Origin of the sequence: Brevundimonas sp. NPDC007368 (genome assembly GCF_042869015.1) — a bacterium.
In the GTDB taxonomy this organism is placed as follows: domain Bacteria; phylum Pseudomonadota; class Alphaproteobacteria; order Caulobacterales; family Caulobacteraceae; genus Brevundimonas.
The window spans coordinates 575,560-586,039 of sequence record NZ_JBIAFA010000002.1 but is presented as its reverse complement, the minus strand read 5'-3'; the positions used below and the strand labels follow the sequence as shown (position 1 = coordinate 586,039).

The following is a 10,480-nucleotide window of genomic DNA, read 5'->3' as shown; positions in this document are numbered from 1 at the left end:
CCCTGATGGAAGCGATCAGAGCCTGAGAAGGAGGCGCTCCGCGCCTCGTCGCCACTACCGTCTCCCCGTGGCCCAACAGGTTTTTACACGGCCTCGGTCGAAAGCGGAATTTGGAAGTGCTCCCCAACGCGGACATATCGCGTCGGTCCGACCCCAACGGTTTTACACCCTTGGCTGAAACCCTTGCTGTACTTGAGGTCGTAATGGCCCAGTTTTACAGCTAAGTATCAGATTTTTAGTGCATTCGCCTTGGTTTGGGACCAGAGGGTCGGAGGTTCGAATCCTCTCGCCCCGACCATGGAACGCCGCCGCAGCGCGCGCTGGCCGATCGGCCTGCTTCCTTTCATATTGACGGTTTCAGCGTCCTTGTTGGATAACTGTGATCGATGTTGGAGGGGCGGATGATCAAGCACGCATTGTTCGGCGCTGTCGGCGCCTTGGCGCTCATGGCGGCGTCTCCGGTTTTTGCCGCGCCGGCGACATATACCCTGGCGACGCCCAACTATTCCAACCTCAGCAACGGGCCTTGCGCTGTGGGGAATTGCGGGCTGACCTACACAGCCGCGCAAAGCATGAGCGGAACGGTGACCTTCGCCGCGCCTCTGGCCGCGAATCTGACCAATGCTGACGTCGGTACACAGATCACGGCCTATTCCATCAATGACGGCCAGCAGGTTTTCAGTTCGGCGAGCGCCGAAGGGCGCATCGGAATCGCCAGGGTGAGCACCAACGCCGCCGGCGCACTGACCTCCTTTTCGTTCCAGTTTCAGCGGCTTCATGGAACCGCGCCCTATACGATCAATGACTCTAACGACGCGTCGTCGCGGGTAAGCACAGCCTATTTTCAGCCAGCCCAAGCCTCGGTGATGAACAATGCGATCTGCGGCGCCCGTGGTGTCGGCGGCGCGCTGAGTGCGGCCGCGGGAGCGGACGCCTGCTGGAGTTTCTCGGGTCAGAGCAACCAGGCCGATGCCTTCGGCGCGGTCAGCTTCATCCCTCCGGCGCCTGCTGCGGTCCCGACCCTGTCGGAGTGGGCGATGATTCTGCTCGGCCTCGCCCTGGCGGGAGGAGCCGCGCTTCACCTGCAGTTTCGGCGTCGTGCGGCCTGAACGGGCGACGGGATCAGGTCGAGGCGTAGCCGCCGTTCAGGGCGTAGCTGAAGCCGATCGGCAGGGCTGAACGGAACAGGGTGAAGAAGGCTGCCAGTTCGCCCAGGGTCGAACGCGGGACGAAGATGATGTCTCCGCGTCGCAGGGCCACCGCCTCGCCCTGACGGGGGCGCAGATCCACCACGCGCATCATGCGCACGCCGCCCGGTCCACGCCGGATCAGAGCGGCTTGCCGGGTCTTGGCCGAGGGCAGGGCGCCGCCGGCCTGGATCACCGCCTGATAGGCGTCGATATCGCCGGGCATGTCGAAGACGCCCGGATTGCGCACCTCGCCGTCGACCCAGACCTTGAGCGGGCCGGCCAGGCGCAGGGTGACCTCGACCTCGGGGCGTCTGAGCTGCGTGGCGTAACCCGCTGAAATATCGGACTCGAGCTGCGACAAGGTGCGGTCTGCCGCCATGACGTGGCCAAGCAGGGGCAGGGAGATACGCCCGTCCGGTCCGATCTTGAGTTGGCGGGTGAGTTCGGAGGCGGTGGGGGTCGCGACCTCGATCTCGTCGCCGGGGTACAACAGGTATTCGGGCTCGACATCGGTCCAGTCGGCGAAGTCGATGTCGGGGAAGCGGTCGGAGGGAACGCCCTGAATGCGGCGAGCGTCATCCGCAGCGGCGGCGCCACAGCCGGTCAGGCCGGCGGCCAGGGCCATCAGGACGAAGCGGCGATCAGGCATCATGGAGGCGGCGACCTGGCTGAGAATGCGGACTGAAGGTGAAGCTGAACGGTTATGGGTAACGCGTGGTTAACGCACAGGCCGCAAAGGTGCGATCGACTTCAACGGAATCCCCTGGTTCATGCGTTCGACAGCCTATGCTGCAGCCCGACCGCGATACGGCGTCATCGACGTCGTGGCGCTGCTGTTGCGCGAGCTGTGGATCATGGTGCTGGTGTTCGCCGTTCTGTTCGCCATCGGCGTGGCGGCGGCGCTGACGATGAAGAAGACCTACACGGCCGGCGCCAGTCTGTTCGTCGGCGTGGGCCAGGAATACGTCTATCAGCCGCGCGTGGGCGCAACCGACCGCGCCACGCCGCCCGCCGCGGGCGAGGTGGCGCAATCGGAAGCCGCCATTCTGAACAGCCTGGAGGTCAAGCAGCGGGTCGTCCGTGTTCTGGGGGTCGAGACTTTCCAGGAAGGGCATCCCGCAACCGGAACGTTGCAGGAGCAGGAAGCCTCGGCCGTGCGCGCTGTCAGCGCGGGTCTGGATGTGACGGCCGCGCCGCTGAGCCCGGTCGTCGGTCTGTCCTACAAGAGCGATGATCCCGCCCTGTCGGCGCGGGTTCTGAATACGGTCATCGACCAGTACCTGACCTATCGTCGGGAGGTGTTTCAGGACCGAGCGACCCCCGCCATCCAGACGCAGCGCCAGACCTTCGAGGGCGAACTGGCGGACGCCGACCGGGCCTATGAGGCCTTCCTGAGCAGCAACGACATCGGCGACTTCGCGACGGCGAAGGCGACCTTGGCCGGAACCTATCAGTCGGTCTTTGCGGAACGAATGAATGTACAGGCGCAGTTGAACCAGGCGTCGCAACGGCTGGCGACCCTGGTGGCCCAACAGAACCGCACGCCGGCGGAAATCGCCCTGCAGCAGGATCTGAACATTTCGGCGCAGGACCAGATTCTGCAGCTGCGGACCCAGCGTGAAAGCTTGCTGGCGCGCTATCAGCCCGATGCGGCGCCGGTCCGTGAGATCGAAACCCAGATCGCCCAGTTGCAGTCCTATGTCGGCACCGGCACCGCGGTGGGCGCCAAGGAGGTTCGCACCGGACCGAATCCCATCTGGGTCGAGCTGGAGACCACGCGGATCAACGCCCAGGCGGAACGTGACGCCCTTGCGGCGCGTCTGGCTGTTCTGGACCGCCAGGTGGTGGATCTGCGCGCGCGTCAGGCCCGCCTCACCGAGCTGGAGTCGCGCAACGCCACCCTGTCGGGCAATCGCGAGGTTCTGTCCGCCTCGATCCGCGAATTCCAGCTGCGCGAGACCCAGAGCCGCGCCGATAACGAGCTGGTCAAGGCCGGGGCCGATAACGTCACGGTCATCGAGCGCGCCCAGCCTCCGTCCAAGGGCAAGAGCATGAAGGCCTTGCTGCTGATCGCCGCCTTCCTGTTCGCGGGGTTCACGGCGCTGTGCGTCGGCCTGCTGCGTGTCTTCCTGCGCAAGGGCTTCTCGACGCCGTCCACGGCCAGCCGCACGTTGCAGTTGCCAGTGCTGGCCGTCGCGCCGATGAAGCGCGCCTGATCGGCGGACGGCCATGCTAGGCTGACCGCTTGAGGGCGAGCGTGTAACCGATTCGAATGGTCGATCTGACGACGGAAATGGCGGGACTGTGGGCGGCGCTGGGGCCGGCCTCGGCGCATCGTGGCCGCGTGATCCAGTTCGTCTCGGCTACGTCGGGCGAAGGAACCTCGACCGTGGCGCGCGAGTACGCGCGGCTGGCGGCGGTCCGGGCCAGGAAGCCGGTTTGGTTGATCGACGGAGATCTGGCGCAGCAGGGCCAGATGGACGCCATTGGGGCGGAACCCGAGCGGTTCGGGCGCTTGACCATGCCGGTGCAGGCTTCGCCCGACGGGTCGGCCTTCTATGTGGTGACCCCGCCCATGCGAGGCCGGGACGGACGACCGGTCGCTCCGGCGCGCCTGATGACGGCGCGAGCCTGTCTGGGGGGGCGTCTGTTCGTCACTCGTTTCCATATGGAACTGACGCGCGCCGGCCAGCGGGTCGAGGCCTTGGGCGAAGCCCGCTACTGGGACGCGTTACGGACTCATGCCGACACTGTCGTCATCGATACACCCGCCGCGGACCGCAGCGATATGGCGATCACCTTGGCCCCCTTCGTCGACGCCACCATCATCGTCGTGGCGGCAGAAACGACAGCAGCGGGCGATCCCGTGGTCCTGCGAGACGAGATCGACGCTGTGGGCGGCCATATCGCCGGGGTGGTGATGAACCGCTCGATCTGGACGCCGCCGTCGATCCTGAGACGCCTGGCGGGCTAGGACGAAGCCTGGCGCTCCAGCCGCGCCAGTTCGCGCGTGCCGTAAAAATGCGGTTCGAAGCCCTTCATCCAGAACAGTTTTCCGATCCCGCGCGCGCAGCGATCCAGCATATCTGCACGACGAGGGCTGGCGACCAGGGTCAGTCCGAGCGCTGCGGCGCCCCAGACAGCAGCCTGTGCCGCGCCGACCGCCATCCAGCGGGTGACCGCCCACCAGTCCCGCGCGGCGGCGGCGGTCTGGCTGGGACCCTGACCATAGGCGAAGGCTCGCGTGAGGGCGTAGCGCAGCGTGGCGCGGTGCGGCGGCGTAAACTCATCGACCCAGGCGTTCGTGGCCCAGCCGAAGCGGCCGCTGCGGGCCGCCAACGCCGCGAACAGGGCGTCGTCCTCGCCGCCGGATTGATCGGCGGCGGCGTTGAAGGGGGCGGCGCCGGGCAGGGCGGTCGCCCGCACCAACAGGGAATTGCCGCAGCCGTAAGGCGCGTCGATCAACTGGGTCCGGTCAGGGCCTTCGCGACCGAAGAAGCGCTCCAGGTAGGGGCGTGTCCAGCCGATTCCGTCCGGCACGCGGCCGCGGATCGGGCCGAAAACGGCGTCGGCGCCGGTCGCCGTCTGGGCCGTGAGCAAGGCGGCCAGCCAACCGGGCGACGCGGCTTCATCGTCGTCGAGGAAGGCGATCAGCGGCGCGGTCGTGGCGGCCAGCCCGGCATTGCGGGCGGTGGCGACGCCGGGGCGCGGAGCGTGTCGCCAGATGATCGGAATCTCAGCTTCCTCGGCGAGCTGCGCCGTCGTGTCGCGTGAGCTGGCCTGAGGATCGTTGTCGACGACGACGATTTCTCTCAGGCGATCCGACACGCCGGTCTGGGCGAGCACCGATCGGACGGCGCGCTCCAGGCTTTCCGGGCGCCGCAGCGTCGGGATGATGACGGCGACGTCGGCGGTCATGTGCTCAAAACCTCGCCCACGGTGCGGATGTCGCATCCGGCTGCGCGGGCGTGGCGGATGAGCCGCTCCAGTGCGACGGGCGTGCAGCCCCAGGGCGACGGCGTTTCACGTACGTCGTGGGTGTAGAGGATCAGCCAGGCCTTTTCGGCCACGGCGCGGTCGATCCAGCTGCGCGCGACCAACTCGCCGTCGGCGCCCTCGATGCCGACGCCGGGCAACTGGTTGCGGTCGCCGCCGTCATGAACCAGGCCCTTGTGGACGCCGCGTAGCGAGGCATAGCGGGCGCCGAGCTGCTTCTTGGCGCGCGGCGAGACCTCGCCGTAGGGATAGGCGAAATGGACGGGGTGTGCGCCGAGGCGGCGCAGGGCGGCGTCGTTGGTGTCCAGATCCGCGTTCAGGTCCGCAGGCGCCGTACGGTGGCAGTCCACATGATTTAGGGTGTGGCCGGCGACCTCGTGCCCCTGATCGACCAGGGCGCTGATCTCGGCGGCGTCGGCGAAGCGGCCCATATGTCCCTCTTGTCCGAAAAGGCCGGCGCAGACGTAGAAGGTGCCGCGCGCGTCGTGCTTCTCGAGGGCTGCTGCGCCAGCGTGAGCGGCGCTGGCGGGAATGTCGTCGAAAGTGAAGCTGACGGTGGGCTGCGTCAGGCCGAGGCGTGCCGGGCGTTGGTGAGTCAGTCGGGCGAAGCGGCGACGCAGCTTGCCCATAAGGCTGACATCGGGGGTGTAGGGCTGGATCATATCGCCTCCGCATAGAGAGCAACGCGGTAGAGGCGTAGGCTGAAGGCGCGCAGGGCGACGGGCAGGATGGGCAGGCGTGCGGCCTGTTTGAACAGCGGGCGGATGGCCTTGAGACCCGGCACGGCCTGCAGACGCCGCGCGACGCGGTAGCTGGGATAGGCCGCTACGAAATCGGGATGGCGAGCCACCACGCGGGCGAAGTTGGGCGCGGACTGCTCGTACTTAGCGGCCAGGCTGTCGACCGTGTCCAGACCCATGTGGGTGGCCGGGTTGTCGATGTGCTCGACCTTGAAGCGGCGCGAGACCCGCATGGCCCATTCGACGTCTTCCCAGCCCCAGCCGCTGAAGCCTGTGTCGAAGGCCTCGGTCTCGAACACGTCGCGACGGACCAGCAGGTTGGAGGTGAAGACGTGCTTTTCGGGCTGAAGCGCGCGCTGCTCGCGGGGCGTGCAGTCGGAGCGCGCCGCCATGCTGCGATGAACGGCGAAGCGGGCGTCGTCCGGGGCTTGCAGCAGGGAAAAGCCGCCGAAGGCGACGGCGGTGTCCCTTGTCGCAGCCAGGTCGGCCCAGGTCGTGAGGAAGCGGTCATCATCGGGGCGCATGTCGCCGTCGAGGAACAGCAGGCTTGATCCGCGCGCCGAGGCCGCCAGCCGGTTGCGACCGACCGACCGGCCCTCGTTTTCCGACAGGGAGATGAGGCGGATCGGCAGGGTGCTGGCCTCGATCCGCGCGATCAGGCGCCTTGTCAGGTCGAGGTCGTTTGTGCCGTCGTCAAGAAGGACCAGTTCGGCCGCCCCGTTCAGCCTTGAGGCTTCCCGGTCGAGCAGCTCGATCAAGGTCTCGGGGTCGTCTCTCAGGAAGGGGATCAGCACCGACAGGGCCGGGCGGGCCGAAAACCAGGCGAGGTTGTCGTGAACGGCGGCGGTCATGCGGCGGCCCTGCGGGCTTGAACCGCGCCACGAAGGCGGCGGGCCAGATCGCGGACGCCGCCGGCGTTGATGGCGAAGGCGCAGGCGCCATAGACCGTCGCCCCGACCGAGGCGTCCAGCATCAGTTCGGGAAAGCCGCCGATGGGGGGCAGGAACCAGAGGGCGCAGGCCATGACGACGCAGCACAGGCCGCACTGGATCAAGGTGGTCCACGGCACCGGCAGCGCCAGGACGCGCCGACCCATCGCCCAGGACGCGACCAGGCCGATGGCGAAACTGGCGGCCGTGGCCCAGGCGGCGCCGAGAACGCCGAAAGGGGGAATGAGCACGATATTCAGCGCGACATTGGCCAGGGCCGGGACGCTCATGGCGGCCAGCAGCCAGCCGGTGCGCCGACCCAGGGTGAAGGCCTGATGGAAATAGTAAACCGTCACGCCCGACAGCAGGGCCGACAGGGCGATCCACGGGGTGACCAGGGTCGCGGCGTCTCGCAAATCCTCGCCGATCATGAACTCGGACAAGGGGCGCGCCACCAGGGCCACGCCCACGGCGGCGGGCAGGCCGATCAGGATCAGGGTCGAAGCCTGCTCGCGCGCGGCCTTGACCAGTTGCTCGCGTCCGCCGCGTTCCAGCGCCATGACGAGGGCGGGCGTACCCGCCGTCCCCAGCCAGATGAACAGGACGTCGAGCGTCCGATTGGCGATGCTGTAGCCCGCGTGATAGGCGCCGACCGCCGCCTCGTCCATGAACAGGGCCAGCAGGAAACGGTCGGTCGACGCCAGGACCAGGGCCAGGCCCAGCGAGGCGGCGATGGGATAGCCATACACCGCATAGGTTTTCAGACGCTCGCGATCGACGCGGCCCCGACGGGCCTCGCTGAGTTCAGCGGGCAGGATGAAGGGCAGGGCGAACAGGGGGGCGATCAGCAGGCCCGCCAGAGGGGCGGAGGCGCCCCCGCCGGACAGGGCGAAGGCCGCGCCGACGCCGAAGCCGGCCAGGGTGTTCCAGATGTCGAGGCTGGCGGCCTTGCGCACTTCGCCAGCCGCGCGATAGCGCTCCTGCGCCAGCTTGGTCAGGCATCGCACGGGAATGCCGAGCAGGGCCACGGCGATCGGCAGGCGAAAGCCTTCGGGCATGGGCCACAGCCAGATCACCAGGCCCGCCAGGGGCAGGAACAGGCCGGTCATGATGAAGGTTGTGCGGTACAGGCTGGCGAAATGGCTGGCCATGTCGGCCCCGTCGCGCTGGGCGGCCCAGAAACGCGCCATGGCGGCTTCCAGCCAACTGAAGGTCGCGACGTGCGCCATGGTCATGACCGAGAAGGCCAGGGCGTAGCGGCCGAAATCCTCGGGGCTGAGCAGGCGCGTATAGACGATGATGGCCAGGAAGCCGACGACGCCCTGGATGATGTTGGCGGGCAGGTAGCCCAGCACTCCGCGCCAGAACATCAGCGTACCGCCATCCGGTCCCCCAGCAGGACGGGAATGGTCACGGCGATGATCCAGAGATCCAGCCAGAAGGACTGGCGCTCGACGTAGTCGATGTCGAGCTGGACGCGGCGACGCACTTCGGGCGCGGTATGCATGGGCCCGCGCGAGCCCTTGATGGCAGCCCAGCCGGTCATGCCCGGTTTGATCCTGTGGCGATGAGCGTAGTCCGCGACCAGCCGGGCCGACTCGACCTCGCCGGTCTTCATGCCGATGGCGTGGGGGCGGGGCCCGACCAAGGACATCTCGCCGCGAATGACGTTGAGCAACTGCGGCAACTCATCCAGGCTGGTGGCGCGAAGGAAGCGACCGATGCGCGTGATGCGGTCGTCGCCGACCGTGACCTGGCGGCTGGCGGTCGCATCGGCGTCGGCGTGCCGCATGGTGCGGAACTTCCACACCACGATCTCTTCCTGATTGAAGCCGTGTCGACGCTGGCGGAACATCGCCGGACCGGGACTGTCCAACCGGACCAGCAGGGCGATGAGCAGCAGGGCCGGCGACAGCAGCACCAGTCCGATGGACGCCAGCACCATGTCTTGCAGTCGCTTGTTGAAGGCGCGGCGCTCCAGATCGGGCGGTCCTTCGAGCGGAGCCATCGGCGCCTGGGCCAGCTTCTCCAGCGCCGCGTTGCGCTGTTCTGCTGTTTTCGGATCGATCAGCAGCGTCAGGCTGATAGGCAGGACGCTCAGGCGGGCGGTCAGGTCTCGCACGCGCGCTTCCGCCTTGGGGTCGATGGCCAGGACGATCCGATCGAGGTAGGGGGTCAGCCGATGATTCAACAGGGCGTCGGCTTCGCCCAGGACCGGCACGCCCTCTACGGCGTCGGGCGATCGCGCCAGGCGGTCGTCAAACACGCCGAGAACATTCACGTCGCGTCGTTGCAGCGCTTCACGGATCAGGCGTTCGGCATGGCGGGTCGCGCCGACCACGGCGATATTGGGGGTGAGCGCGCCCCTGCGTCGCCAGTCTGCGACCATGAGGCTCCAGCCGGCGTGCAGGGTCAGCAGCAGGGCCAGAACCCCAACGCTCCAACGACCATAGACCGCCCAGGGCGTCGCCGCGCCGTGAAGGCCGTAGCCCAGCGCCGCGGTCAGAGCCGCGCCGATGCCGGCGACACAGGCCACCGCGCCAAGGTGTGACGGGAAGCCGTGCCCCTTGTCGAAGCGGTAAAGGCCCAGGGATCGAAGAAGGCCCAGAATGGCGGCTCCGCCCAGTACGAGGGGCGTTGCGTCGATCAGACGCACGGCCATCGGTGCGCCGCCTGCAAGCGCTGCGAGGCCGGCGATGACCGCGGCGCTGACTCCCAGAACATCGACAACCCGGAAATAGAAGACGCGCCGCCGCGCGGCGTTGCGCTGACGTGTGTTCAGCCAGAGGTCGGGTCGGAAAGGGCCGCGCCGCGCACGACCGGGAGTGGGCGCCGAATCGCGCGCCGTCGATCCCGAATCAGTGGTGCGTCGCACCCGAAGACCGGCGCCGTCCGCTGTGGGGAGTAGGTTTTCGGCGGACGTCATGGGGCGAACGGCGTGATCCAGAAGCTCATATATCCGCTATTTCCTTGCACGCCGCACGTCTATCCCCCGTTAACGCGATAGAATTCAGCTCCCCCGTTGCGCAGCGTCCAAGGACTCGCTATCCACGCCGCCTGCCGGAGACGTGGCCGAGTGGCTGAAGGCAACGGTTTGCTAAATCGTCGTACCCTGTAAGGGGTACCGAGGGTTCGAATCCCTCCGTCTCCGCCAGAAACTTCCTGTCATTGCCGATCTTTCGCCTTGGCGCCCTTCGGGGCGAGCGAGGGTTCCGGCCTGCTCGAAGCGGAATGGTTCAGGTCCCTGGCCGGGACGCCGTTCTGGAGCAGGATGCGCCGCACGATATCCGGCGCGCCGATGACCGGCATGGGTTGACCGAAAGCCGCCTTCCACAGGTGGTTCAGATGAGCGTCGTCGGGGGACAGTTGAGGGTTCACGGCACGGCCTCTCGCATCAGCTTTGCCGGGCATCCTAGGGGGATGCCGAGCGCGCAATCGTAAAAACCTGTCAACTTGGTGATTTGGGGGCGCAGGGATGTATCGGAGCGCCGGTTCTTAGCGGAGGATTTCACTTCTTTTGTGTTTGAAGGAATTTCATTCCTTGATGCCCACGCCCATCACGACCGATCGGTAAAAAATTCTCAGATCGCCGCATTTTTCCTCTTGTCGAGTTCGCGGATGCAAT

At 67.1% G+C, this 10,480-nt stretch carries 10 protein-coding genes and 1 tRNA gene; 4 read left to right on the top strand and 7 right to left on the bottom strand.

The features are described 5' to 3' along the window. Nucleotides 1-401 precede the first annotated feature (401 nt). Nucleotides 402-1,109 carry an IPTL-CTERM sorting domain-containing protein gene (locus ACFYLW_RS06500; RefSeq protein ID WP_312061875.1) on the top strand — a complete coding sequence of 236 codons (708 nt, stop codon included), beginning with the start codon at nt 402-404 and terminating at the stop codon, nt 1,107-1,109. A gap of 13 nt (nt 1,110-1,122) precedes the next feature. Here ACFYLW_RS06500 and ACFYLW_RS06495 read toward each other — a convergent pair whose 3' ends face one another. Then, nucleotides 1,123-1,842 (bottom strand): polysaccharide biosynthesis/export family protein, encoded by a 720-nt coding sequence (locus tag ACFYLW_RS06495; RefSeq protein WP_312061876.1) that lies wholly within the window; start codon nt 1,840-1,842, stop codon nt 1,123-1,125. A 118-nt stretch (nt 1,843-1,960) separates the two neighbouring features. On the opposite strand from ACFYLW_RS06495, the gene ACFYLW_RS06490 reads away from it, so the two are divergent. Together ACFYLW_RS06490 and ACFYLW_RS06485 are read left to right on the top strand one after the other, a co-directional pair. Then, nucleotides 1,961-3,406, top strand: coding sequence for a GumC family protein (locus tag ACFYLW_RS06490; protein WP_390182930.1), 1,446 nt, complete (start codon nt 1,961-1,963; stop codon nt 3,404-3,406). A 56-nt stretch (nt 3,407-3,462) separates the two neighbouring features. Then, nucleotides 3,463-4,164 carry a hfsB gene (locus ACFYLW_RS06485; RefSeq protein ID WP_312061878.1) on the top strand — a complete coding sequence of 234 codons (702 nt, stop codon included), beginning with the start codon at nt 3,463-3,465 and terminating at the stop codon, nt 4,162-4,164. Here the strand turns inward: ACFYLW_RS06485 and ACFYLW_RS06480 are convergent. Genes ACFYLW_RS06480 through ACFYLW_RS06460 form a run of 5 tightly spaced genes read right to left on the bottom strand, consistent with a single transcriptional unit; the run spans nt 4,161 to nt 9,781 of the window. Next, nucleotides 4,161-5,108, bottom strand: a complete 948-nt coding sequence (locus ACFYLW_RS06480; RefSeq protein ID WP_312061880.1) for a glycosyltransferase family 2 protein — start codon at nt 5,106-5,108, stop codon at nt 4,161-4,163. The two genes, ACFYLW_RS06485 and ACFYLW_RS06480, sit on opposite strands and share 4 nt — an antisense overlap. Further along, nucleotides 5,105-5,848: a polysaccharide deacetylase family protein gene (locus ACFYLW_RS06475; RefSeq protein WP_312061882.1), complete on the bottom strand. Its 744-nt coding sequence runs from the start codon at nt 5,846-5,848 to the stop codon at nt 5,105-5,107. Before ACFYLW_RS06475 ends, ACFYLW_RS06480 begins: the two co-directional genes overlap by 4 nt. Further along, the gene (locus tag ACFYLW_RS06470) at nt 5,845-6,777 is read right to left on the bottom strand and encodes a glycosyltransferase family A protein (protein ID WP_312061884.1); all 933 of its coding nucleotides are present in this window, start codon (nt 6,775-6,777) and stop codon (nt 5,845-5,847) included. Before ACFYLW_RS06470 ends, ACFYLW_RS06475 begins: the two co-directional genes overlap by 4 nt. Beyond that, nucleotides 6,774-8,225 carry a lipopolysaccharide biosynthesis protein gene (locus ACFYLW_RS06465; protein ID WP_312061886.1) on the bottom strand — a complete coding sequence of 484 codons (1,452 nt, stop codon included), beginning with the start codon at nt 8,223-8,225 and terminating at the stop codon, nt 6,774-6,776. The genes ACFYLW_RS06470 and ACFYLW_RS06465 overlap by 4 nt, the downstream gene beginning before the upstream one ends. Further along, nucleotides 8,225-9,781 (bottom strand): exopolysaccharide biosynthesis polyprenyl glycosylphosphotransferase, encoded by a 1,557-nt coding sequence (locus ACFYLW_RS06460; protein ID WP_312061888.1) that lies wholly within the window; start codon nt 9,779-9,781, stop codon nt 8,225-8,227. Before ACFYLW_RS06460 ends, ACFYLW_RS06465 begins: the two co-directional genes overlap by 1 nt. Before the next feature lie 136 nt (nt 9,782-9,917). Here ACFYLW_RS06460 and ACFYLW_RS06455 point away from each other — a divergent pair. Further along, nucleotides 9,918-10,009, top strand: a tRNA-Ser gene (locus ACFYLW_RS06455). A gap of 11 nt (nt 10,010-10,020) precedes the next feature. On the opposite strand, the gene ACFYLW_RS06450 is transcribed toward ACFYLW_RS06455, so the two are convergent. Continuing rightward, nucleotides 10,021-10,233, bottom strand: coding sequence for a hypothetical protein (locus tag ACFYLW_RS06450; RefSeq protein ID WP_313472003.1), 213 nt, complete (start codon nt 10,231-10,233; stop codon nt 10,021-10,023). Nucleotides 10,234-10,480 lie beyond the last annotated feature (247 nt).

Bases quoted from the DNA above. Each gene is read 5' to 3' on its own strand.
- ACFYLW_RS06500 (WP_312061875.1), top strand. From the start codon at position 402: ATGATCAAGCACGCATTGTTCGGCGCTGTCGGCGCCTTGGCGCTCATG.
- ACFYLW_RS06495 (WP_312061876.1), bottom strand. From the start codon at position 1,842: ATGATGCCTGATCGCCGCTTCGTCCTGATGGCCCTGGCCGCCGGCCTG.
- ACFYLW_RS06490 (WP_390182930.1), top strand. From the start codon at position 1,961: ATGCGTTCGACAGCCTATGCTGCAGCCCGACCGCGATACGGCGTCATC.
- ACFYLW_RS06485 (WP_312061878.1), top strand. From the start codon at position 3,463: ATGGTCGATCTGACGACGGAAATGGCGGGACTGTGGGCGGCGCTGGGG.
- ACFYLW_RS06480 (WP_312061880.1), bottom strand. From the start codon at position 5,108: ATGACCGCCGACGTCGCCGTCATCATCCCGACGCTGCGGCGCCCGGAA.
- ACFYLW_RS06475 (WP_312061882.1), bottom strand. From the start codon at position 5,848: ATGATCCAGCCCTACACCCCCGATGTCAGCCTTATGGGCAAGCTGCGT.
- ACFYLW_RS06470 (WP_312061884.1), bottom strand. From the start codon at position 6,777: ATGACCGCCGCCGTTCACGACAACCTCGCCTGGTTTTCGGCCCGCCCG.
- ACFYLW_RS06465 (WP_312061886.1), bottom strand. From the start codon at position 8,225: ATGTTCTGGCGCGGAGTGCTGGGCTACCTGCCCGCCAACATCATCCAG.
- ACFYLW_RS06460 (WP_312061888.1), bottom strand. From the start codon at position 9,781: ATGACGTCCGCCGAAAACCTACTCCCCACAGCGGACGGCGCCGGTCTT.